General features: G+C 68.0%; 18 protein-coding genes. 6 read left to right on the plus strand and 12 right to left on the minus strand.

From position 1 onward, the window contains the following. Nucleotides 1–461: 461 nt before the first annotated feature. From OG246_RS01815 to OG246_RS01835, 5 genes are all read left to right on the plus strand, one after another. Nucleotides 462–1,490 carry an ABC transporter permease gene (locus OG246_RS01815; protein ID WP_266454805.1) on the plus strand — a complete coding sequence of 343 codons (1,029 nt, stop codon included), beginning with the start codon at nt 462–464 and terminating at the stop codon, nt 1,488–1,490. A gap of 79 nt (nt 1,491–1,569) precedes the next feature. Next, nucleotides 1,570–3,330, plus strand: a complete 1,761-nt coding sequence (locus OG246_RS01820) for an ABC transporter substrate-binding protein (protein WP_266454808.1) — start codon at nt 1,570–1,572, stop codon at nt 3,328–3,330. A 129-nt stretch (nt 3,331–3,459) separates the two neighbouring features. Beyond that, nucleotides 3,460–4,440: an ABC transporter permease gene (locus OG246_RS01825; protein WP_266454810.1), complete on the plus strand. Its 981-nt coding sequence runs from the start codon at nt 3,460–3,462 to the stop codon at nt 4,438–4,440. Between the two features lie 52 nt (nt 4,441–4,492). After that, a complete protein-coding gene (locus OG246_RS01830) occupies nt 4,493–5,530 on the plus strand; it encodes an ABC transporter ATP-binding protein (RefSeq protein WP_266454813.1) in 1,038 nt (345 codons plus the stop codon). Between the two features lie 26 nt (nt 5,531–5,556). After that, entirely contained in the window at nt 5,557–6,603 is a 1,047-nt protein-coding gene (locus OG246_RS01835) for an ABC transporter ATP-binding protein (RefSeq protein WP_266454815.1), read from the plus strand. Nucleotides 6,604–7,229: 626 nt separating this feature from the next. On the opposite strand, the gene OG246_RS01840 is transcribed toward OG246_RS01835, so the two are convergent. From OG246_RS01840 to OG246_RS01855, 4 genes are read right to left on the minus strand one after another with little or no spacing between them, the layout of a single operon-like run. Then, a complete protein-coding gene (locus tag OG246_RS01840; RefSeq protein ID WP_266454817.1) occupies nt 7,230–7,706 on the minus strand; it encodes a GNAT family N-acetyltransferase in 477 nt (158 codons plus the stop codon). Nucleotides 7,707–7,708: 2 nt separating this feature from the next. Next, complete coding sequence (locus OG246_RS01845) at nt 7,709–8,101, minus strand: VOC family protein (RefSeq protein WP_266454820.1); 393 nt, start codon at nt 8,099–8,101, stop codon at nt 7,709–7,711. Between the two features lie 11 nt (nt 8,102–8,112). Then, complete coding sequence (locus tag OG246_RS01850; protein ID WP_266454822.1) at nt 8,113–8,619, minus strand: DinB family protein; 507 nt, start codon at nt 8,617–8,619, stop codon at nt 8,113–8,115. Nucleotides 8,620–8,660: 41 nt separating this feature from the next. Further along, on the minus strand, nt 8,661–9,293 hold the full coding sequence (locus OG246_RS01855; RefSeq protein ID WP_266454825.1) for an HAD family phosphatase: 633 nt from the start codon (nt 9,291–9,293) through the stop codon (nt 8,661–8,663). Nucleotides 9,294–9,392: 99 nt separating this feature from the next. On the opposite strand from OG246_RS01855, the gene OG246_RS01860 reads away from it, so the two are divergent. After that, nucleotides 9,393–10,229 (plus strand): bifunctional 2-polyprenyl-6-hydroxyphenol methylase/3-demethylubiquinol 3-O-methyltransferase UbiG, encoded by an 837-nt coding sequence (locus tag OG246_RS01860; protein WP_266454829.1) that lies wholly within the window; start codon nt 9,393–9,395, stop codon nt 10,227–10,229. Here OG246_RS01860 and OG246_RS01865 read toward each other — a convergent pair. The 8 genes from OG246_RS01865 to OG246_RS01900 form a co-directional block, all read right to left on the minus strand. Continuing rightward, nucleotides 10,177–11,274 (minus strand): ABC transporter ATP-binding protein, encoded by a 1,098-nt coding sequence (locus OG246_RS01865; protein WP_266463765.1) that lies wholly within the window; start codon nt 11,272–11,274, stop codon nt 10,177–10,179. The genes OG246_RS01860 and OG246_RS01865 overlap by 53 nt on opposite strands. A 35-nt stretch (nt 11,275–11,309) precedes the next feature. Beyond that, on the minus strand, nt 11,310–12,374 hold the full coding sequence (locus OG246_RS01870) for an ABC transporter ATP-binding protein (protein WP_266454832.1): 1,065 nt from the start codon (nt 12,372–12,374) through the stop codon (nt 11,310–11,312). Between the two features lie 100 nt (nt 12,375–12,474). Further along, the gene (locus tag OG246_RS01875) at nt 12,475–13,452 is read right to left on the minus strand and encodes an ABC transporter permease (RefSeq protein ID WP_266454835.1); all 978 of its coding nucleotides are present in this window, start codon (nt 13,450–13,452) and stop codon (nt 12,475–12,477) included. 86 nt (nt 13,453–13,538) lie between these two features. Then, nucleotides 13,539–15,335 (minus strand): ABC transporter substrate-binding protein, encoded by a 1,797-nt coding sequence (locus OG246_RS01880; protein WP_266454837.1) that lies wholly within the window; start codon nt 15,333–15,335, stop codon nt 13,539–13,541. Nucleotides 15,336–15,437: 102 nt separating this feature from the next. Beyond that, complete coding sequence (locus tag OG246_RS01885; protein WP_266454840.1) at nt 15,438–16,466, minus strand: ABC transporter permease; 1,029 nt, start codon at nt 16,464–16,466, stop codon at nt 15,438–15,440. Nucleotides 16,467–17,158: 692 nt separating this feature from the next. Further along, the gene (gene typA, locus OG246_RS01890) at nt 17,159–19,066 is read right to left on the minus strand and encodes a translational GTPase TypA (protein WP_266454843.1); all 1,908 of its coding nucleotides are present in this window, start codon (nt 19,064–19,066) and stop codon (nt 17,159–17,161) included. A gap of 158 nt (nt 19,067–19,224) precedes the next feature. Continuing rightward, nucleotides 19,225–19,881 carry a hypothetical protein gene (locus OG246_RS01895; RefSeq protein WP_266454845.1) on the minus strand — a complete coding sequence of 219 codons (657 nt, stop codon included), beginning with the start codon at nt 19,879–19,881 and terminating at the stop codon, nt 19,225–19,227. Between the two features lie 127 nt (nt 19,882–20,008). Beyond that, the gene (locus tag OG246_RS01900) at nt 20,009–22,252 is read right to left on the minus strand and encodes an ABC transporter family substrate-binding protein (RefSeq protein ID WP_266454848.1); all 2,244 of its coding nucleotides are present in this window, start codon (nt 22,250–22,252) and stop codon (nt 20,009–20,011) included. Nucleotides 22,253–22,732: the final 480 nt, after the last annotated feature.

The raw sequence follows: 22,732 nt of genomic DNA on the forward strand, positions 1-22,732 counted from the left end.
CGCTGTGCCTTTAGCGCTCAATATCCGGCGATACCGGCCATATCGCATATCCAGCCCACCCTTCCGAGTGGAAGTGCCAGCCATATGCACGCACCCCGGAATCCAGCACTCCGGTTGTCGGCGGACCGGACGCAAACGCTCCGGACGGCCGACGCAATGGATCTTCATTGTTCGATGCCGAACCGTTGGATTGCGTGCACCAGATGTACGCATTCCGAGACTTGAGCGTCCGCATATCGAACCCCTTGCCCGATTAGGGCAGTTGGTCCGTTTCTGGACACGGATCGGCCACGGAGCGCTACACGCGTAGTTACGTCGAGGTCAAGTGCAGGCAAAGAAAGTAAAGAGAAACCCAAGGGGAGCCAGATTTTATTGACCTTGCATGAATTGCGTTGAAAAAGTCCGGCGTAGCCCGTAGGGAGCGCCCTGCGGAGCCCTTGACCCCACGGGCACGGAGCACCATGACCCCCCCTACTCCTTCCGCGGCCGCCCCGCTTGAGGTGACCGACGAGAGCGTCGAGAAGTCGATCACTTCTCCCGCTCCCAAGGCCAACGAGAGCCGGTCCCCGGGACAGCTCGCATGGCTCCGCTTCAAACGGGATCGCACGGGCGTCATATCGGCGTTCATCGTGATCTTCTTCTTCGTCATCGCGATCGCCGCTCCGCTGATAGCCAAGCTGTACGGCAAGGACCCGTACACGACATACGGGATAAACCTCCCCGGCCTGCTCGCCGACAACAGCTACCCCGTCCTGCCGAACGGCGGTATGAGCAGCGACTTCTGGTTCGGCATCGAGCCGGGGCTCGGCCGGGACGTCTTCACCTTCCTGCTCTACGCCATCCGCAACTCGCTGCTGATCGCCACTGCGGTCACGGTGCTCGTCGTGATCATCGGTGTGGCCGTGGGTGTCACCGCGGGCTATCTGGGCGGCAAGTCGGACTGGTTCATCGGCCGGGTCATCGACATCCTGCTCGCCTTCCCCTCCCAGCTGTTCTTCGTCGCCTTCACCCCCGTGGTGCTCGCGCTGTTCGTGTCGGCAGACGAGAACACGCCGGTCTGGCTCACCGTGGCCACTCTCGTCGGCATCCTCACCGCCTTCGGCTGGGCCTCCATCGCCCGACTTCTGCGCGGCCAGGTACTGGCCCTGCGCGAGCGGGAGTTCGTCGAGGCCGCCAAGGTCACGGGCGCGTCGCCGGCCCGCATCATCTTCAAGGAACTGCTCCCCAACCTGTGGACGCCGATCCTCATCCAGGCAACTCTCAACCTGCCGCTGATGGTCACCACGGAGGCGGGTCTCGCCTTCCTCGGCGTCGGCATCCAGGACCCGACCCCCGACTGGGGCGTCATGATCGGGCGCGCCGCCCAGGTCTACCAGGAAGACATCACCTACCTGCTCTTCCCGGGGCTGACGATGGTGATCTTCGTCCTGGCGTTCAACCTCCTCGGCGACTCGGTGCGTGACGCACTCGACCCGAAGACCAAGCGCTGACTCCGGCCCTTTTCAGGACCACGGCAACGACGCCGGGTGCCGGCTTTCTCTCATCTCACTCACTTCAAGGCAGGATGCGATGTCTTTTTCGCGCAGAAACTTCCTGATAGCCACCGGTGTTGTGGCCGCGTCGAGCTCCGTGCTCTCCGCGTGCAGCAGCGGCAACTCCGGCAGCGGCGGCACCACCGGTAAGCAGAACGCCGCCAAGGCCGAAGCCACCGTGGTGAAGATCGGCACCGAGGCCGACTCCACGGGCCCGGCCCCCGAGGTTTCCGGTGCGAAGAAGGGCGGCACCGTCTACCTGCTGAACGACGACGACGTCTCGCACCTCGACCCGCAGCGCATCTACTACGCGTGGAACTCGCTCGCCGCGATCGTCCTCTCCCGCACCCTGACCGGCTACAAGATCGCCGACGACGGTTCCCAGATGCTGGTCGGCGACCTCGCGACCGACACGGGCACCATGTCGGACGGCGGCAAGACCTGGGCCTTCACCCTGAAGGACGGCGTCAAGTGGGAGGACGGCTCCGACGTCACCGTCGACGACGTCCGCCACGGCATCGAGCGCGCCTTCGCCAGCTTCATCACCGAGGGCGCCATGTACGTCCAGTCGTGGCTGACCGGCTCGCAGGACTACCGCAAGTCGTACTCGGGCCCGTACAGCGGCAAGCACCTCAAGTCGGTCGTGACCAGCGGCAAGACGGTCACCTTCCACCTCTCCGAGGCGCGTCCCGACTTCAACTACGTCGTCGCGATGCAGTCGTACGCTCCCACCCCGGTGAAGCACGACACCAAGGAGAACTACGACAAGAAGCCGTACTCCAACGGTCCTTACCGGGTGAAGTCCCACGTCACCGACAAGTCGATGGTCTTCGTCCGCAACGAGAACTGGGACCCGGCCACCGACCCGATCCGCAACGCCTACCCGGACCAGTTCGACTTCGCCTTCGGCATCGAGCAGCTGACCGCCATCGACCGCCTGCTGGCGGACTCCGGCAAGGACCAGTACGCCGTCAGCTGGCGCACGATCCCCCAGGAGCGCGTCACGAAGGCCCAGACAGAGGCCAAGGACCGCGTCTTCGAGGAGCTCGGCAGCGGCGTCAGCGTCTACTGGGTCAACACCACCCGGGTCAAGGACCTGGCCGTCCGCGAGGCCATCATCAAGGCCTGGCCGACCGCGCAGATCCGCCAGCTGCAGGGCGGCAGCGTCCGTGGCGACTACGCCACCGGCATCATGAGCCCGCTCGTGGCCGGCTACGAGTCGCAGGACGTGTGGGGCAAGCTCAAGACCCCCGCGGGCGACCCGGCGGCCGCGAAGAAGATCCTGGAGAAGGCCGGCAAGGCCAACTACAAGATCGTCTACGCGTACCAGATCGACGACACCCAGACGAAGATCAAGGTCGTCGTCGAGAACGCCCTCAAGGCTGCCGGCTTCGACGTCGTCACCAAGGGCATCGACTCCACCACCTGGTACGACGCGATCGGCAAGGTCGACAACCCGTACGACGTCTACTGGGGTGGCTGGTCCGCCGACTGGCCGACCGGTTACTCGGTCTTCCAGCCGCTGTTCGACAGCAGCACCATCACCGACGGCGGCTCGAACTACGCGCACCTCAAGGACCCGAAGGTCGACGCCGCCATCAAGGCCGCCACGGCCGAGACGGACCAGGACAAGGCCAACAAGATGTGGGCCGCCCTGGACAAGCAGGTCACGGAGACCGGCGCCTTCGTCCCCGACGTGTACATGAAGCGCATCTACCTTCACGGCTCCAAGCTCGGCAACGTGAAGATGGACCCGAACTTCGACGGCTGCATGCTCTACAAGCTGTACGTCAAGTAGTTCTGATCCACAACTGACGGGTGGGGCGGCCCAGGCCGCCCCACCCTCGGCCCCGCCTTCCGTGGCCTCTCGTCACACCCGGTCCGCATTCGCTCCGCACGACGGCCCATCCCAGGAAAGCCACTCCCCATGCTTCGCTTTCTCGTCCGCCGCATCCTCGGCGCCGTGATAACGCTGGTGATCATCAGCGCCGTCACGTTCATGCTCTTCTACGCGGTGCCGCGCGACCCGGCCCGACTGGCCTGCGGCAAGCTCTGCACCCCGGAGACGCTCCAGTTGATCCGCCACAACATGGGGATCACCGACCCGCTGCCCGTGCAGTACTGGCACTGGCTGTCGGGCATCTTCCTCGGCCGGGACTTCGCGTCCTTCGGCCACTGCGACGCGCCGTGCCTGGGCTACTCGTTCGTCAACCGTGAGCCCGTCCTCGCGACGATCCTGGACCGGTTCCCGACCACGGTCTCCCTCGCCATCGGCTCCTCCGTGGTGTTCCTGATCTTCGGCATCGGTATGGGCATGCTCGCCGCCGTGAAGCAGGGCAAGGCCACCGACAAGCTCGCCAGCAGCGCCTCGCTGATCGCCTCGTCGATGCAGATCTACTTCGTGGGCACGCTGGCCCTGTACTTCTTCGTGTACCAGTGGCACATCCTGGACCAGCCCTCGTACACCAACTTCACCCACAACCCAGCGTCCTGGGCCAACGGACTCATGCTTCCCTGGCTGGTCCTGGCGCTGATCTGGACCGCGAACTACACCCGTATGACGCGCTCCCAACTGGTCGAGCAGCTCAACGAGGACTACGTCCGCACCGCCCGGGCCAAGGGCCTCTCCGCCAGAAACGTCTTCTTCCGCTTCGCCTGGCGCGGCGCGATGGGACCGATCGTCACCATCTTCGGCATCGACCTCGGCGTCCTCCTCGGCGGCGCGATGATCACCGAGAAGACCTTCAGCCTCCAGGGCGTCGGCATGCTCGCCGTGAAGTCGGTGACCACGAGCGACCTGCCCATGCTGCTCGGCATCATGGTGATCACCGCTTCCTTCGTGGTCGTCGCCAACATCGTCGTGGACGCCCTGTACGCCCTGATCGACCCGCGTATCCGGCTCGCCTGATCCGCCGCCGCCCCCACCAGCTACCCCGCATCACCCCCTCAGGAGCGTCCCCGTGACGAGCACCGACCAGCAGCCCTTCCTGTCCGTCAAGGACCTGAAGGTGCACTTCTCGACCGAGGACGGCACCGTCAAGGCCGTCGACGGTCTCTCGTTCGACCTCGTACGCGGCAAGACGCTGGGCATCGTGGGCGAGTCGGGGTCCGGCAAGTCGGTCACCAACCTGACCATCCTGGGGCTGCACAACCCGGACAGCACGACCGTCGAGGGCTCCATCACCCTCGACGGCCAGGAGCTGAACGGCGCTCCGGAGAAGACCCTGGAGAAGCTGCGCGGCAACAAGATGTCGATGATCTTCCAGGACGCGCTGACCTCGCTGTCGCCGTACCACACCATCGGCAGGCAGATCGGTGAGACGTACCGCAAGCACACCGGCTGCTCCAAGAAGGAGGCCCGGGCGCGGGCCATCGAGATGCTGACCCGCGTCGGCATCCCGCAGCCCGATGTGCGCGTGGACGACTACCCGCACCAGTTCTCCGGCGGTATGCGCCAGCGCGCGATGATCGCGATGGCGCTGGTCTGCGACCCGGAGCTGCTGATCGCGGACGAGCCGACCACCGCGCTCGACGTCACCGTGCAGGCCCAGATCATGGACCTCCTCAAGGACCTCCAGAAGGAGTTCGGCACGGCGATCATCTTCATCACCCACGACCTCGGTGTCATCGCGGACATCGCGGACGAGGTGCTGGTGATGTACGGCGGCCGGTGCGTGGAGCGCGGGACCAAGCGGGAGGTGCTGCGGGCGCCGCAGCACCCGTACACCTGGGGGCTGCTCAGCTCGATGCCGACGCTGGACGGTCCGGTCGACGTTCCGCTGTCGCCGATCCCGGGCTCGCCGCCCTCGCTGCTGAACCCGCCGACGGGCTGCCGGTTCCACCCCCGGTGCAGCTTCACCGAGAAGGTCGGGGACGGGCGCTGCTCCTCCGAGCGCCCCCTTCTCGAGATCACGGACGGACGAGGCTCCGCCTGCCACCTGACCGCCGACCAGCGCCGCGACTTCTTCGCCGAATTCGCCGGCAGCCGGTCCAACTGACGTACACCTGACGGGATTTCACGATCATGAGCAAAACGAACCCCCTCCTGGACGTCACCGGTCTGACCAAGCACTTCCCGATCAAGGGTGGTTTCCCCATCCGCCGGACGGTGGGTGCGGTCCAGGCCGTGGACGGGCTGGACTTCCAGGTGGCCGAGGGCGAGGCCCTGGGTCTGGTCGGTGAGTCCGGCTGCGGCAAGTCGACGACGGGCCGGCTGATCACGCGGCTCCTGGAACCGACGGCCGGCACGATCAAGTACCGCGGCCAGGACATCACGCACGCGAACCGCAAGCAGCTCGCGCCGGTCCGCTCCGAGATCCAGATGATCTTCCAGGACCCGTACGCCTCGCTGAACCCGAGGCACACGGTCGGCAAGATCATCTCGGGTCCGATGGAGGTCAACGGCATCAACCCGGCGGGCGGCCGCGAGAAGCGCGTACGCGAGCTGCTCGAGACCGTCGGCCTCAACCCCGAGCACTACAACCGCTTCCCGCACGAGTTCTCCGGCGGACAGCGCCAGCGCATCGGCGTGGCCCGCGCACTGGCCCTGGAGCCGAAGCTGATCGTGGCGGACGAGCCGGTCTCGGCCCTCGACGTCTCGATCCAGGCGCAGGTCGTGAACCTGCTCCAGGAGCTCCAGCGGGACCTGGGCATCGCGTTCGTCTTCATCGCCCACGACCTGGCGATCGTCCGGCACTTCTCGCAGCGCGTCGCGGTCATGTACCTCGGCAAGATCGTCGAGATCGCCGACCGCGCGGACCTGTACGACAACCCGCGCCACCCCTACACGCGCGCGCTGCTCTCCGCCGTCCCCGAGGCCAGGGCGGACGACACCCCGGCCCGCGACCGCATCCGCCTCACCGGCGACGTGCCCTCCCCCATCAACCCGCCGTCCGGCTGCCGCTTCCGCACCCGCTGCTGGAAGGCGACGGACAAGTGCGCGACGGAGGCCCCGACGCTGGTCCACATCGAGGGCAGCAGCGAGGGTCACCTGACGGCCTGCCACTACCCCGAGGTCAAGGAGACCGTCCCGGCTCCCCGCCTCGCCAAGGACCCCGAGGTCACGGCCTGACACACCCCAATTCCGTCAGCCCGTGACCCACGGGACCCGATTTTCGCCGGCCCATTGACCCGAGCAGACGAACTTCCGGTCCCCGGGGAACGGAGGCCCGCACCCTTCCTGGGTGCGGGCCTTTGTCCTGACCGGGGGCGGGGGCGTCGGCGAGATGGGATGCGATTGGCAGATTCGTACCAGGCATGAGCCGCCTGAGCAGGGACCATCCCGTCCTCCAGTGGAACGGATCTGCCAATCACGGTGCCCGCGAGGCGGGGGGATCGGGGGACGCAGGGGGTCGGTGAACGGGCCTGAACGTCGGAGGCCACGGACCCGCCGCTGAGCACACCCCGCGTGCCGGCGAGGCGCGTACGCGCCACACCCCCTCCGGCCAACTCCCCATCCCCGGGGACCCCTCACCCCCTGCCGCCCGCTCGCTTCTCCCCCGTGCTGGAGCGGGCCGAGTCAAGGGTGGAGCGAAGCGGAATCGGCGCAGCCGACGCGTAGCGCAGCGGAGCGCCCTTTACTCGGACCGCGGAAGCACGACACTGCCCAAGAAGCGGGCGGCCCCACGGTCACGTCGCAACCCGCGCCCACCACGGCAGGGCATGGACGACATCGCAAGGGATGTCACCCCGGCGCTCTCACACCGCAGCCAGCTCCAATTCCCCCACAACCTGATCCCCGCTCATCTCCCCCGTACGCCGGAACCCGAGCCCCAGATAGAACCCCTCGGGCCCGCCCTCCCCCTCGGCCCAGGTCACCGTGGCGCGGGACTGGCGGCCACGCGTGCGGATCTCCTCGCACACGGCCTCGACGGCGAACCGCCCGTATCCACGCCCCTGCCGGCCGTCGGCGATGTTCAGGCGCCAGAGGCCGGAGCGCGGCCGGTCGTCCGGGATTTCGGGGTTGAAGCGGATGTCGAAGAAGGCCATGACGAAGCCGACCAGGTCGTCGCCGTCGAAGATCAGTCGGGGCCAGGCCTTCTCGGGATGCACGTACGCCTCGGCTAGCGAGTTCACCACCGGAGAGACGAAGCGCTCCTGCTCCGGCCTGACCTTCAGGGCGATGGCCGCGTCGATGTTGTCCGGGGTCACCTTCTCCAGGCGAAGGTCCGCCATTCTCAACCCAACTCCCCCCGCTCCACACAGAATTCGTTGCCCTCGGGATCCGCCAGGACCACCCAGCCGCCGCCGTCCGGGCGGGTGTGGTCCGCGATCCGGCGGGCGCCGAGGGCGAGGGCGCGGGTGACCTCCGCCGCCCTTGTCCGGCCGTGCGGCTCCAGGTCCAGGTGGACGCGATTCTTGGCCGCCTTGCCCTCCGGGACATGGACGAAGAGGAGGGTGGGTCCGCCGGACGGGTCCCGGATCACCGCCTCCGGATCGCCGGGCTTGTCGTCGTCGTCCAGTGGGCGGCCGAGCAACTCGCTCCAGAAGAGGCCGAGATCGTACGGATCTCCGGTGCAGTCGAAGGTGAGGGTGCGGATGGTGGGGTTCAACAACCCTGTCTCTCCCATGGTCTGGTGGTCTAGTCGCCGGTCCGGCCGTCGGCCAGTTCGCGCAGGATGTCGAGGTGGCCGTTGTGGCGGGCCGTCTCCTCGATCAGGTGGAGGAGGATCCAGCGGAGGTCGACGGCGCGCCCTTCGCGCCGGACCCGCTTGGCGTTGGTGTCGAGGTCGTGCTCGGCCACCAGCAGGCGGTAGCGGACGCACTGTTCCTCGTACTGGGCGAGCAGGTCCGCCAGCGGGAAGTCGACGGCGATGCGCATCTCGCGGTCGGGGTCCTCGTCCGTCCAGGGACCCTCGTCCTCCTCACCGAGGAACACCACCTGGAACCAGTAGTACTCGACCCAGCGAAGGTGGTTGATCAGTCCGCACAGGGTCATCAGCGGGGAGCCGGGCAGCGGGGCCTTGCGGGCGTCCTCCGCGGAGACGTCCTCGCACTTGGCGTGGGCCGTGGCGCGCACGTAGTCGAGGAAGGTGGCCAGCTGTGTGCGCTCGTCCCAGGCGGGAGGCGTGTCTGTTCGCGTCGTCATCGGGGTGAAGCATCCCCGGTCGCCCGTTCGATGTCGAGCCATTAACAGCCGTCGTCGAGTCGGCTCCGGTGTACGGCGGTCAGCGCCCGGCCCGCCTCCGACAGCGAGGGAAAGCAGACGTGGGCACGGGCCAGTTCGGCGGGGCGGTGCGTGGAGGCCACGGCGTACACCGTGCAGCCGGCGGCGAGCCCCGCCTCGACGACCACGCAGCGGGCCGGGTCGACCGCCAGCCGGGCGGCGGCGGTGAGGTAGCCCTCCGGCGAGGGCTTGCCCTCGGAGACGTCCTCGGCGCAGATCCGTACGCCGGGAACGGGCAGCCCGGTACGGGCGAGGCGGGCCGCGGTGGGGTGCGCGCGGCTGGAGGTGACGACCGCCCACAGGTGCGGCGGCAGGGACCGCAGCAGCGCGGCAGCGCCGTCGAAGGCACGGAACCCGGGTTCCTCGGCGGCCATCAGCCGGTCCAGGACCAGGTGTTCCCCAGCGGGATCCAGCTGCGGGGCGAGAAGCCGGAGGATGTCCGTCCGGCGTCGGCCCTGCGTGGCCTCCCAGACCTCCTCGGGGTCCAGGCCGCGCAGCCGGGCCCAGGCGCGCCAGACCCGTCCGTGCGCGTCCGCGGTGTCGATCAGTACGCCGTCCACGTCGAAGAGGACGGCCCCCACCGCGCTCTCTGCCAACTCCCGCGTTCCTCCCCGCAGTTACCGGCAGTCTCGCGAGCGGCCGCCAGTGTCCCCATCAGTGGTTCGGGCGAACCTACGGGCTGAGAGACTGCTTCGATGGCTGACCGTTCGTTCAGTGACCTCTCACTGGCCGCCCTGTACGACGCCCTCAATCCGTGGGGACGAAGTGACGACTTCTACCTGGACCTTGTGCTGTCCGCGCGGTCCGTGCTCGATGTCGGGTGCGGCACGGGTCGGCTGCTCGGGCGGGCTCTGGAGGCCGGGCACGAGGGGCGGCTGTGCGGGCTCGATCCCGCCGCGGCCATGCTGGTGCAGGCGCGGCGGCGGGCGGGCGCGGGAGGCGGGGGCCCTGGCCGCGATCGACGAGCGGCCGTCGAGTGGGTGCTCGGCGATCTCACAGCGGCGCACTGGGAGCGGGAGTTCGACCTCGTCGTGATGACCGGCCACGCGTTTCAAGTACTGCTGGGCGATGAGGAGTTACGCGGCGCCCTCGCCGCGATACGCCAGGCACTCTCCGACGACGGCCACTTCGTCTTCGAGACCCGCAACCCCGCCGCCCGCGCCTGGGAGAGGTGGACTCCGGAGCAGGTCCGCGAGGTGACGGACGCCCACGGCGAAGTCGTACGCGTCTGGCACGAGGCCGAGACACCCGAGGCCGGGGACCGTGTCACGTTCACCGAGACCTTCGACCACCCGGGGTGGGAGCACCCGCGGGTCAGTAGCAGCACTCTGCGGTTCCTGGACCCGGACGCACTCGACGGGTTCCTCACCGAGGCGGGCTTCGCCGTGGCCGAACGGTTCGGGGACTGGGGGCGGGGGCCGCTCACCCCCACCGCCCCGGAGATCATCACCGTGGCCCGCCCGACGGGCCGCGGTCTCCTCAGTCCTTCGCGATCTCTTCCTCCAGCGCCGCCAGCGCCGGATCCAGGATGATGTCCTGCGCGCGGGCCCCGGTCGTCGGGTCCTCCGGGAAGTGACAGGCCGTCAAATGCCCCTCGGCGTTACCCGAAAGGCGGACCAGCGGCGGCTCCTCCTGCGCGCACTTGTCCTGCGCCTTCCAGCAGCGGGTGCGGAAGCGGCAGCCGGACGGCGGGTTGATGGGGGAAGGCACGTCACCCTCGAGGCGGATGCGTTCCTTCTTCTCGGCATCGATGTCGGCGTCGGGGACGGCCGACATCAGCGCGTGGGTGTACGGGTGGCGCGGGCCGGTGTACAGCGACGTACGGTCGGCGATCTCCACGATCTTGCCGAGGTACATGACCGCGACGCGCTGCGAGAAGTGCCGGACGATCGCCAGGTCGTGGGCGATGAAGACGAACGCGATGCCCATCTCCCGCTGGACCTCCTGGAGCAGGTTCACGACCTGCGCCTGGATCGAGACGTCCAGCGCGGACACCGGCTCGTCCGCCACGATCAGCTTGGGTGCGAGCGCCAACGCCCTTGCCACGCCGATACGTTGCCGCTGTCCGCCGGAGAACTCGTGCGGGAAGCGGTTGTAGTGCTCGGGGTTGAGGCCGACGGTCTCAAGGAGCTCCCGCACCCGGGCCTCGCGGCCGCCCGGCGGATTGACGCCGTTGATCTCCATCGGGGCGGAGATGATCGTGCCGACCGTCTGCCGGGGGTTCAGGGAGGCGTACGGATCCTGGAAGATCATCTGGATCTCGGAGCGGATCGGGCGCAGCTGGCGCCGGGTGGAGCGGCTGATGTCCTTTCCGCGGTAGGAGATCGTGCCGCCGGTCGGCTCCAGGAGCCGGGTCAGCAGCCGTCCGGTGGTGGACTTGCCGCAGCCGGACTCGCCCACCAGGCCCAGGCTCTCGCCGGGGAACACGTCGAAGGAGACCCCGTCCACGGCCTGGACGGCGCCGACCGTGCGCTTGATCGGGAAGCCTCCCTTCACCGGGAAGTGCTTCTTCAAGTCGGTGACACTCAGCAGCGGTTCGCGTGTCTCTTCCCGCTGCCCGGGGATCGCGTCGGTCACGACCGCGGTTTTCTCGTCGCTCACAGTCAGTCCCCTCAGCCCAGCCTGGGCCGAATCGTGTCGGTGAAGATGTGGCTCTTTTGGTCCGGTGTCAGATGGCAGGCCGAGCCACGCCCCACCGGGAGTTCGGGCCGGATGTCCACGCACCGGTCGGAGCCCTCGACCTCACGCGTGAAGGTGCACCGCGGATGGAACGGGCACCCCGAGGGCGGGTTCAGCAGCGACGGGGGCGCGCCCGGGATGGGGGTCAGCGGTTCGTCGACGTCGGCCGTGAGGCGCGGCATGGATCCCAGCAGTCCCCAGGTGTACGGGTGTTGCGGGGACTTGAGCACCTCGCGGACCGTGCCGCGCTCCACCGCCCGGCCCGCGTACATCACCAGCAGGTCGTCCGCCATGTTCGCGACCACCCCGAGATCGTGGGTGATCATGATGATGGCGGAGCCGAACTCCTGCTGGAGGTCTTTCAGGAGGTCCAGGATCTGCGCCTGCACGGTCACGTCGAGGGCCGTCGTCGGCTCGTCGGCGATCAGCAGATCCGGGTTGCAGACCAGGGACATCGCGATCATCACGCGCTGGCGCATACCGCCGGAGAACTGGTGCGGATAGTCGTCCACACGCTCCTTGGCGTGCGGGATGCCGACCTTCGTCAGCATCTCGATCGCCCGCGCCTTCGCCTCCCTTTTGGAGGCCCCGGTGTGCTTGCGGAACGGCTCACCGATCTGTCGGCCGACCGTGTGGTACGGCGAAAGGGCGGTCAGCGCGTCCTGGAAGATCATCGCCATCTTGTTGCCGCGGAGCTTCTCCAGCTCGTGCTCCGTGGCGGTGGTCAGCTCTTTGCCGTCGAGGACGATCTCGCCCTCGACGGTGGTGTTCAGCGGGCTGTGCAGGCCCAGGATGGTCAGGTTGGTGACGGACTTCCCGGACCCGGACTCGCCGACGATGCCGAGGGTCGTACCGCGCTCCAGATCGAAGGAGAGACCGTCGACCGCTTTGACGTCGCCGTCCTCCGTGGAGAACCGCACGTGCAGGTCGCGGACCGAGAGGAACGCGTCGGATCCGGTGGGAGCCGGCGCGTCCTCCGGCTTGGTGAGAGTGGTCACTGCGGTTTCTCCCGGTACTACGAGCAGGACGACGAGCAGGACTACGGCAGAGCTACTACGGCAGAGCTACTACGGAATTACAGAACTCGGAACTACGGGACTACGCCAGCCGGATGCGCGGATCGACCACCGCGTACAGGGCATCCACGATGACGTTGAGCAGAAGAATGAACGCCGCGCTGACGAGCATCACGCCCATCAGTTTCGGCAGGTCCTTGCCGACCACCGAGTCCACCGCGAGCCGGCCGAGGCCCGCGAGGCCGAAGGTGAACTCGGTGACGATGGCGCCGCCGAGCAGTGCGGAGAGGTCCATGCCGAGGATGGTGAGGATGGGGATGAGCGAGCCGCGCCAGGCGTACCGCAGGAAGACGTATCTGCCCGCCATGCCCTTCGCCCGGGCCGCGCGCACATGCTCCTCCTGGAGCTGCTCGATCATCGTCGAGCGTGCCATACGCGTGTAGTTGGCGGTGAAGATCACGGACATCACGAGCCAGGGGATCAGCAGGCCCATGAACCAGCCCCACGGATCCTCGGTCAGCGGCACGTACTTGGGCTTGTCGAGCCAGCCCGTGCTGTAGACGAAGATGCCGAGGACGATCGGGCCGAGGAAGTAGATCTGGAACGAGCTGAGCACCAGCGAGAAGGTGCTGACGGCCTTGTCCAGCCAGGTGCCACGGAAACGGGCGGCGATCATGCCGGTGCCGAGACCGACGATGAGGAAGACGACCAGTCCGCCGACCGTGAGGGACAGCGTCAGCGGGAAGCGGTCCATGATCGTGTCCCAGACCATCTGCTGGTCGCGGAAGGAGACGCCGAAGCAGGGCGCGGGGCAGTGCCCCACGGCGAAGTCACGTCCGACGAAGACGCCGGAGAGGAACTTCCAGTACTGCACGGGCAGCGGATCGTCCATGCCCAGGTTCTTGTGGATGATCGCCAGGGCGTCCGGAGTGCAGTTCTTGCCGCACGAAAGCGTCGCCGGGTCCTGGGGGATGGCGTAATACATGATGAACGTGACGACGCTGATCAGCAGAAGGATGAGCATCGCGCCGAACGTCCGGCGAAGGATGAATCGAAGCATGGCGGAACGCTGCTCTCAGGACGGCTGCGGCCAGGGACAGGAGCACCCGGGGGCGCACTCCGCTGAGTGCGCCCCCGGGACCGTGGTCAGCTCTTGAGGAAGACCCGAGTCGGGTCGGTGTAGCTGGTCACGGTGGAGTAGCGCAGGCCACCGATGTTGGAGCCGGCGATCTGGAACACCTTGGTGTAGTAGATCGGGGCGGCCGGATTGACCTTCTCGCTGATGTACTGGTTGAGGGCGTTCCAGGCCTTCGTGGCCTCCACCGCGTCCGTGATCTTCTGGATGCGGACGATCTCGGAGTTCACGTGGTCGTCGTTGATGTGCGCGTAGTTCGACGAACCGTCCTGGATCTGCGTGCCGTCGTACAGCGGCGGGAAGACCGTGCTGGCGGACGGCCAGTCCTGGCCCCAGCCGGTCATGTAGAGGTCGAGACCGTTGTCGACCTTGCCGACCTGCTCGTACCAGGTGGCGGAGTCGATCTCCTTCTTCTGGACGTCCAGGCCGATCTTCGTGAGGGCGTCCTCGATGAGGAGGGCCTGCTGCTGGCGGACCGGGGTGTTGGAGTAGGCGTAGACGACCTTCTTGCCCGTGGCGCCGGCTTCCTCGATCAGCTTCTTGGCCGCCGCGATGTCACCGTTGGGCTTCTTGGCCCGGTTGAAGGGGTCGTACGCCTTGTCGTAACCCGGAGTGGTCGGCGACATCAGGCTGTTGGCGACCTCACCGCCGTAGTTACCGCCGTCGGCCCTGAAGACCGACGTGGCCGGCATGGCCAGGGTGATCGCGTCGCGGATCTTCTTGTCCTTGATGCGGTCCAGGTTGAAGTTCAGCTGCCAGACGTACGGCGCGTAGCCCTGGACCGTGCGCTTCATCGCCGCGGGGTCGGCCACAACCTTCTGCACCTGCGTGGTGGCGACCTGGCCGGTCATCATGATCGCGTTCTTGGCGTCGCCGCGGTCGGCGAGGAGCGTCTTGGTCTGGTCCTCGTCGTCGTGGTTGACCTCGATGTCGAAGCCGTCGACGTACTGGTGGCGCATCGGGTCCGTGTTCGGGTCCCAGTTGGTGTTCTTGACCAGCGTCACGCTCTTGCCGGGCTTGAACTCCGAGATCTTGTACGGGCCGACGGCGACCGGGTCGGTGTCGTACTTCTCCTTCGTGTCCGTCTTCTCGGGCACGATGGAGTAGCCGGCCATGGCCAGGGCCTGCGCCAGGTCGGGCTGCGGGGTCTTGAACTTGAAGACGACGGTCTTGGCGTCGGGCGTGGCCAGCACGGTGTCCGGCAGGTGCTTGCCCTTGAACGGACCCTCGTACGCGTCGCGGTAGGCGGTGCCGGAGCCCGACAGCCACTGCTGGATGTAGGACGGGCCGTCCGTGATGAACGGGTCGTAGAGCCGCTCGAAGGTGTGCCGGACGTCGGCCGAGTCGATCACATGACCGGTCTCGTCCTTGACGCCGTCCTTCAGCGTGAACGTCCAGGTCTTGCCGCCGTCGGAAACCTTGCCCGGGTCGGTGGCGAGGTCGCCGACGACGGTGATGCCGCCCTTGCCGTCTTCCACGTACGTGGTCAGACCGCGGTAGATCAGCTTCGAGAGCAGGCCGCCGTCGCTGACGTAGATCTGCGCCGGGTCCAGGTGCGAGAAGTCGGTCTCGTTGTAGACCTGTATGGTGCCGCCGGACTTGGCACCCGCGACCTCCTCGGCGGGACCCGTGGAGTCCGCGGCGGTGCCCATCTTCACCGCGTTGGACTGTGCGGCGGCGTCTTCCTTCTGCTGGCTCTTGTCGTTGTTGCTGCCGCTGTCACTGCTGCTGCAGCCGGCCAGCGCCAGGGCGCCGACCGCGACCGCGGCGACTGCGGTCCGCCCTCTGCGGGAACTGAGGATGCTCATGGAGTTGAGTCCACCTGCCTGTGAGTAGTGATCACTGGTGCTGCCTTGCAGTGCACGGCCGGTTCGTCGCCGGCTCCCGGGTGGCAGCGGCCCTCGCTGGAATCAGCGGCCCGTCTTGGGATCGAAGGCATCCCGGACGGAGTCCCCGAGGAGGTTGAACGCCACGACGAAGACGACCATGGCGACACCCGGGAAGAACATGTAGACGGGGTCCTGTTCGTAGATGTCCGACCCAATGGCGAACATCCGGCCCCAGTCGGGCGTCGGCTCGGTGTACCCGACGCCGACGAAAGAGAGAAACGCGACCGAGAGAATGGTGCTGGGCAGCATGTACGTGCCCTGCACCAGAATCGGTGTGACGAGGTTGGGCAGCAGTTCCTTGCGGATGATCCGCCACGGGGAGGCGCCGGCGACCTTCGCGGCCTCGACGAACTCACGCTCGCGCAGCGACAGGGTGACCGCCCGGATCAGCCGGGAGAGCCCCATCCAGCCGAGGAACCACAGCACGCCGACGATGGCGAGCGTGCGGATGTAGGTGGGCGTCTCCTCGTCGGGGGCGACGAAGACCACCGTGATCACGGGCATCGCCGCGATCATGAACAGCTGGTTGGGGAAGGCCAGCATGAAGTCCGTGAACCGGCCCAGCCAGTAGTCCACCTTGCCGCCGAAGTACCCGCCGACCAGGCCGATCACAATGCCCATCACCACCATGGCGACGGTCGCCGCGAGCGCCGTGTACAGCGAGGTGCGCATGCCGTACAGGAGCTGCATGAACACATCGCGACCCAGGGTGGGTTCGATCCCGAACCAGTACTCCGACGTGATGCCGCCGTTGGGACCCGCCGGCATGTTGAAGTCGTTCAGGAGCGTGGGGTCTTCCTGCCCGTAGAGCGTGTACGGATTCTTGCCGTACACCTTCGAGATCAGCGGAGCCACAGCGGCGATCAGGAAGAAGAAGAGCACGATGTACGCGGAGACCACACCGGTGCGGTCACGCTTGAACCGGCGCCACATCAGCTGGCCGGGCGATCGCCCCTCCAGCTTCTCCGGCTGCTCGGAACGTTTCGGCTCGGCCTTCTCGTCGACGTCGGTGGAGGCTTCCGCGCCCTCGATCTCGATCGGACTGGTCATGATTCGTCCATTTCATGGGTACGCCGAGTCCGCGGGCCGCCACAGAGTTTGGGCGGCCACGGTTCGGACCATGCGGATCAGGAGAGACGTATGCCTAGTGGTCGCTGGGCGCCAGGGCCCGGCAAGCGACAACTCGCAGGTGAACACGCGTAGTTGGCATCTTGTGCCTCCTCATGACTCAACCGGTGCACGGACAGGAGGGGCTCTTGCTTGACCTCCGACACCCCTGACGGAGGGTCAAGCACCCCACTGTGCTCGTGAGTCGGCGCTGCCCCGTGCAGCGCATGACCCATTGACCCGAGCGTTACGCGGCTAACTATCTGACATGAGCCAGATACCGACCACTGCCTTTAGGTCTCGGTTCCATCACAGCTGACGCGTACATCTTCCAAAATCTGGACAAAATGATCTGAGAGAGAAGCCCGCGAAACGGACTTGTTACATGCGTATCGGGCGGGACGAACCGCATTTCGGACACGCGGCGACGGGAAAACCGGTTGCGAGCGACATCCGGGACGGCTAGATCTTGCGCAGCGTCCTTCGCGGTGGCCGCCGCGACAGCCACCACCTCGCCCTTCGCGCACCCTTTGCGCGCCCTTCGCAGCAAAAAAGCCCGGGCTCCCCATCATGGGGGAACCCGGGCTCAGTTGGTACGGACAAAGCCGTACCGGACGTACAGGACGGCCGAAGGATCAGCCGTGCTTGGCGCGGCTGGCGGAGCGACCGCGCTCCTTCTGGTCGAGGACGACCTTGCGGATGCGAACGGCCTCCGGGGTCACCTCGACGCACTCGTCGTCGCGGCAGAACTCCAGCGACTGCTCCAGGGAGAGCTTGCGCGGCGGGACGATCGCCTCGAACGAGTCGGCCGCGGCCGACCGCATGTTCGTGAGCTTCTTCTCCTTGGTGATGTTCACGTCCATGTCGTCGGCGCGCGAGTTCTCGCCGACGATCATGCCCTCGTACACCTCGGTGCCGGGGTCGGTGAAGAGCACACCGCGCTCCTGGAGGTTCGTCATCGCAAACGCGGTGACGGCGCCCGAGCGGTCGGCGACCAGCGAGCCGTTGTTACGGGTCGTCAGCGTGCCGAACCACGGCTCGTGGCCCTCGTGGATGGAGTGGGCGATGCCCGTGCCGCGCGTACCGGTCAGGAACTCGGTACGGAAGCCGATGAGGCCGCGGGAGGGGACGACGAACTCCAGGCGGACCCAGCCGGAGCCGTGGTTCGACATGTTGTCCATGCGGCCCTTGCGGACGCCCATGAGCTGCGTGACGGCGCCCATGTGCTCCTCGGGCACGTCGATCGTCATGCGCTCGACCGGCTCGTGCACCTTGCCGTCGACGATCTGCGTGACGACCTGCGGCTTGCCGATGGTCAGCTCGAAGCCCTCACGGCGCATCTGCTCGACCAGGATGGCCAGCGCCAGCTCACCACGGCCCTGCACCTCCCAGGCGTCGGGGCGCTCGGTGTCGAGCACGCGCAGCGAGACGTTACCGATCAGCTCGCGGTCCAGGCGGTCCTTGACCTGACGGGCGGTGACCTTGCGGTCCTTGACCGCGGCCTTGGCGTCCGCGCCCTTGCCGGTGGCGCCGCGGCCGACCATCGGCGAGGTGTTCGTACCGATGGTCATGGAGATCGCGGGCTCGTCGACCGTGATGAGCGGCAGCGCGATGGGGTTCTCGGGGTCGGCGAGGGTCTCACCGATCATGATCTCCGGGATACCCGCGACCGCGCAGATGTCACCCGGGCCCGCCTTCTCGGCCGGCTTGCGGGTGAGCGCCTCGGTCATCAGCAGCTCGGTGATGCGCACGTTGGACATCGTGCCGTCGCGCTTGATCCACGTGACGGTCTGGCCCTTGCGCAGCTCACCCTGCTCGACGCGGAGCAGCGCGATACGGCCGAGGAAGTTGTCGGCGTCCAGGTTGGTGACGTGCGCCTGGAGCGGGGCCGCCTCGTCGTACTCCGGAGCCGGGACGTGCGACAGGATCGTGGAGAAGAACGGCTCCAGGCTGTCGCTGTCGGCCGGGACGGTGCCGTTCTCCGGCTTGGTCAGCGAGGCCACGCCGTCACGCGCACACGCGTAGACGATCGGGAACTCGATCTGCTCCTCGTCGGCGTCGAGGTCGAGGAAGAGGTCGTACGCCTCGTTCACGACCTCGTCGATGCGCGAGTCGGGGCGGTCCGTCTTGTTGATGCACAGGATGACGGGCAGGCGGGCCTGCAGCGCCTTGCGCAGCACGAAGCGGGTCTGGGGCAGCGGGCCCTCGGAGGCGTCGACGAGGAGCACGACCGCGTCCACCATCGACAGACCGCGCTCGACCTCGCCGCCGAAGTCGGCGTGGCCGGGGGTGTCGATGATGTTGATCGTGATGACGTCGCCGCCATCCTTCGGGTGGTACTTCACGGCCGTGTTCTTGGCCAGGATCGTGATGCCCTTCTCACGCTCCAGGTCATTCGAGTCCATCATGCGGTCGTCAAGCGACTCGGCGGCGTGCGCGGCGAAGGCACCGGCCTGCTTGAGCATGGCGTCGACCAGAGTGGTCTTGCCGTGGTCGACGTGGGCGACGATGGCAACGTTGCGGATGTCGTGGCGCGTGGCCATATTGAGGCGCTTCTCCCGGAGTGAGTGGACGGCCTCCGCTGTGCGGGGCCTGCCGGGCTGAACACGCCACGGCCTTACCCCATCGTACGTGGCCCTGACAGGGACGGCCTCCGCGGGCCCGTGCGCGCGGGCCCGCGGCCGCGGTCTCGGGCTCCTGGTCAGGCGGTCTTCGCGGCGGGCGAATCTGCGGGGCAGGTCTGCCGGGCGGCGCTGCGCTCGGCGGCGTCCGGTGAGGCGAGGTCTGCGGCGTCGATGGGGTCGCCGCAGGTCAGGAACCCGGTGCCGGTGGTCTCCCAGGTCAGTACATGGCCCGTGACCGGGTCGGCGCCGCCGCCGCGACAGGTGTACGTGAAATCGGCCTCGACCAGATCGACGTACGTCCATGCGTAGTACGCCCCCTGGAGGTCACCTGTATGTGCCTCGAAGTGCTCCCCGACTTCGCTCGGCACGGCCGGCTCCGAGGGTGCCGCGAGGGGCTGCGCCGCCTTGAGATGCCGGCCCAGCGCCTTGATGGCGTCGGCCGCGCGGACCCCAGGGGCCATGGAGGTCATGTGGGGCTTGTAACTGACGCCCCTCAGCGGCTCGAGGTCCACCGACACGGAGTCCGTCTTCTTCTTCAGCCGGATCGGGTCGGCGAGCCCGGTCAGTTTCTGCTCGCGTTCGATGCCGGACCAGGCGTACGTGCCCTGTGTGCACGACGCGGCCTTGTCCTGTTTGTCATCGCCCGCCCCGCCGCTCGAACAGCCCGCGGCGCCGACGAGCAGCGCCGCTGCGGCGAGACCCGCCGCCGTGTTCCTGAGAGCGTGCTCGCGCATGGTGATCCCCCGGTGTCCCCCGCGGCCGGTGGTGATCACTGGCCGTCGGGGACACTCTGCCCAGCCGGGTCCCGCCCGGCACTCGGCTTGAGGATGATCTGAGCGAGGAGAAACTGAGAGTGGAGGACTACTTGTCCTTCTTCTCCGCCCCCGGTGACTTCTCCGCGGGCTTCGCGCCCTTCCTCAGGAAGCCCATGTCCTCGTAGACGGGGGTCTGGAAGCCGAAGGCGCCGGTGTTGGCGAGGTTGGTGCGGGCGGCTGTCAGCTGGGGGCGTTGGTAGAGGGGAATCGATCCGGCGGCGGCCCAGATGCGGGCGTCGGCCTTGCGGACCAGGGAGCGTCCCTCGGCCTCGTCGAGGGTGGCGATGGCCTGGTCGAAGAGCTGGTCGACCTGGTCGGTGCCGACGCGGGTGTAGTTCTGCTCGACGGTGAGGGAGCCGTCGGCGGCCGGTACCGGCTTGGAGTAGATCGGGCGGGCGTCGGTGGCCGGGAAGGCGGAGGCGGGCCAGGAGTACAGCGCCAGGTCGTACTCGCCGGACGCGATGTGGTCCTTGAAGTAGCTGTCGTCCGGGACCCTGGTCATCTCCGTACGGATGCCGATGCGCTCCAGCATCCGCGAGATGCGGTCGGCGACCGTGCGCAGCGACTCCGAACCGGGGCCCGAGGGCACCACGAAGCGGAGCGTCAGCGGCTTGCCGTCCTTGGCGAGCGCTGCGGCCGCGGCGCCAGCAGGGGCGGCCGTGCCCTTGGGGGCGTACGCGCCGGGCGCTCCGCCCTGCTTGGCTTCCTTGCGCCCGTACTGCTTGCCGTCGAGGTGTTTGCCGGCGCGCTCGTCCGCGTACTGCCCCGACTGCTTCTTGGAGTGGTCCTTGGGGTCCTTCTTCTTCTCCCGGTCGGCCTCGGCGGGCTTGTTGTCGTCACCGACGATGTACGTCCCGTCGCCGGAGCCCTCCTCGGAGTCCGCGTCCGCCTTCTCGCCCTCGGACCCGGCCGCCTTCTCCTTCTTCTTCTGCTCCTTGACCGGCCCGCCGGGCACCCACCCGGCGTCCGCGAGCAGCGCCTGCGCCTCCGCGGTGTCCTGCCCGCCGAGGGCGCCGCTGTTGTCCGCGTACGCCTGCTGGCCGGAGAGCGCGAGGTGGCTGCCGACGGGGACGGCGGGCAGCCCGAGCGGTTCCAGGACGGCCTTGGCGAGTTCCTCGCGGTCCAGGGCACGGGCCACGGCGCGGCGGACGCGCTCGTCGGCGAGGGGGCCCTCGGAGCCGTTGAGGGCGAGCTGTGTGTAGGCGGGTTCGAGGGACTTGCGGACCACGAAACCGCGCAGGGCCGACTGCTGGTCGGCGTACTCCGCCATCGCCTCGCGCCGCTTCTCGCGGGCGCTGATCTCCTCGCCCGCGGCCTCCTCGTCGGAGCCGTGCGCGCGGGCCCAGGAACGCAGCGACTTGGCGGGGCTGAGCGCGGCGCCGGGACCCTGGAGGGGCGTGCTGCCCTTGGCGCGGGCGGCGAGTGTGATCCGCTGGGCCTCGGCGGGGTCGATCTCGGCCAGGTCGACCTTGTCGTCGGCGAGCGCGGCGGCCCGCTCGTCGCGGGGGACGGCGCGCAGCACGATCTCGGAGAGCTTGGTGGGGCGGCCCCACCAGCGCGGGTTGCGGGTGAGGGTGACCTTGCCGTCCTCGCGGTCGACCTTCTTCAGCGCGAAGGGGCCCGCGGTGACCTTCAGCTTGCGGCGCGCGCCGTCGTTGAAGGAGTCCGGGGTGCCCATGACGTCCTTCGGGTACAGCGGGGAGAACAGCGACTTCCAGTCGGCGTACGGGCGGCTGAAGGTGACCTTGACCTCCAGGTCGTTGGCGCCGCGCTCGATCTTCTCGATGCGGTCGTAGCCGGCGTTGCGGGCCGTCCAGTACGCGGTGTCCTTGCCGGACAGGGCGCGCCACTGGGCGGCGAAGTCGGCGGCGCCGATCTCGCGGCCGTCGCTCCAGACCGCCTGCTGGTTGAGCTTGTACAGCACGACCTGCTTGGGCTCGCGCTCGGCGACCTTCGCGGTCTCCAGGTAGTCGGTGTCGACCTGCGGGCGCCCGTTCTGGTCGAGCCGGTACATCGAGGGCAGTACGGCGCCGGCGACCCTCGACGTCGCGGCGTCCGCGTCCGCCTGGAACGTGTTCAGCGTCTCCGGTACGGCGTCCACGGCCCAGCGGAGGGTCCCGCCGTCTGCGATCAGGTCGCGGGTCGCGGGCCCGATGTCCTGCCCCGCGACCGGCTTCCCCGCCGGGTCCTCCGCGCTGCACGCGGAGAGAAGGGGTACCGCGAGCGCGCCCGCGGTGAGAAACGCGACCGAGCGCATCACCGCGCGCAGTCCGACGCCGTCGTGGGACATCACTGCAACCTCCGGGGGACGCTCTACTGTCGGCTTCTGATCACGTTTGGCGGTATATGGAGCTGATCAGATGTATGCGCCCACTGAAGGGGAGGGGGGCGGTGCGTCGGCCGCGACACGGCGACAGGAGGACGGAACCCCACCCGTGCGGCGCAACGAACCCGGGGGCGGGGCCGGGCTTGGGGGTGCTCGCCCCCTCCGCCCCTACCCGTCCCTTGTTCCTGGGGCTCCGCCCCAGACCCCGCTCCTCAAACGCCGGAGGGGCTACTCCTAGCCCGTCCGGCGTTTGAGGACGAGGCCGTTCAGGCCGAAGCGGGGGTCTGGGGGCGGCAGCCCCCAGGAACGGGACGGGAAGGGGCGGAGGGGGCGAGAAAACCCACCCCCGGCCCCGGCGCACGGAGGCGCGCGATCCATCAATCCATGCACACGCCTTCACACGGGCTCATGTGACGCGCAACACTCGCAGGCGCATGAACGTTG

It is taken from the genome of Streptomyces sp. NBC_00620 (assembly GCF_026341825.1).
GTDB lineage: Bacteria > Actinomycetota > Actinomycetes > Streptomycetales > Streptomycetaceae > Streptomyces.

Bases quoted from the DNA above. Each gene is read 5' to 3' on its own strand.
- OG246_RS01835 (WP_266454815.1), top strand. From the start codon at position 5,557: ATGAGCAAAACGAACCCCCTCCTGGACGTCACCGGTCTGACCAAGCAC.
- OG246_RS01840 (WP_266454817.1), bottom strand. From the start codon at position 7,706: ATGGCGGACCTTCGCCTGGAGAAGGTGACCCCGGACAACATCGACGCG.
- OG246_RS01815 (WP_266454805.1), top strand. From the start codon at position 462: ATGACCCCCCCTACTCCTTCCGCGGCCGCCCCGCTTGAGGTGACCGAC.
- OG246_RS01825 (WP_266454810.1), top strand. From the start codon at position 3,460: ATGCTTCGCTTTCTCGTCCGCCGCATCCTCGGCGCCGTGATAACGCTG.
- OG246_RS01845 (WP_266454820.1), bottom strand. From the start codon at position 8,101: ATGGGAGAGACAGGGTTGTTGAACCCCACCATCCGCACCCTCACCTTC.
- OG246_RS01885 (WP_266454840.1), bottom strand. From the start codon at position 16,466: ATGACCAGTCCGATCGAGATCGAGGGCGCGGAAGCCTCCACCGACGTC.
- OG246_RS01820 (WP_266454808.1), top strand. From the start codon at position 1,570: ATGTCTTTTTCGCGCAGAAACTTCCTGATAGCCACCGGTGTTGTGGCC.
- OG246_RS01860 (WP_266454829.1), top strand. From the start codon at position 9,393: ATGGCTGACCGTTCGTTCAGTGACCTCTCACTGGCCGCCCTGTACGAC.
- OG246_RS01880 (WP_266454837.1), bottom strand. From the start codon at position 15,335: ATGAGCATCCTCAGTTCCCGCAGAGGGCGGACCGCAGTCGCCGCGGTC.
- typA (WP_266454843.1), bottom strand. From the start codon at position 19,066: ATGGCCACGCGCCACGACATCCGCAACGTTGCCATCGTCGCCCACGTC.
- OG246_RS01900 (WP_266454848.1), bottom strand. From the start codon at position 22,252: ATGTCCCACGACGGCGTCGGACTGCGCGCGGTGATGCGCTCGGTCGCG.
- OG246_RS01895 (WP_266454845.1), bottom strand. From the start codon at position 19,881: ATGCGCGAGCACGCTCTCAGGAACACGGCGGCGGGTCTCGCCGCAGCG.
- OG246_RS01875 (WP_266454835.1), bottom strand. From the start codon at position 13,452: ATGCTTCGATTCATCCTTCGCCGGACGTTCGGCGCGATGCTCATCCTT.
- OG246_RS01850 (WP_266454822.1), bottom strand. From the start codon at position 8,619: ATGACGACGCGAACAGACACGCCTCCCGCCTGGGACGAGCGCACACAG.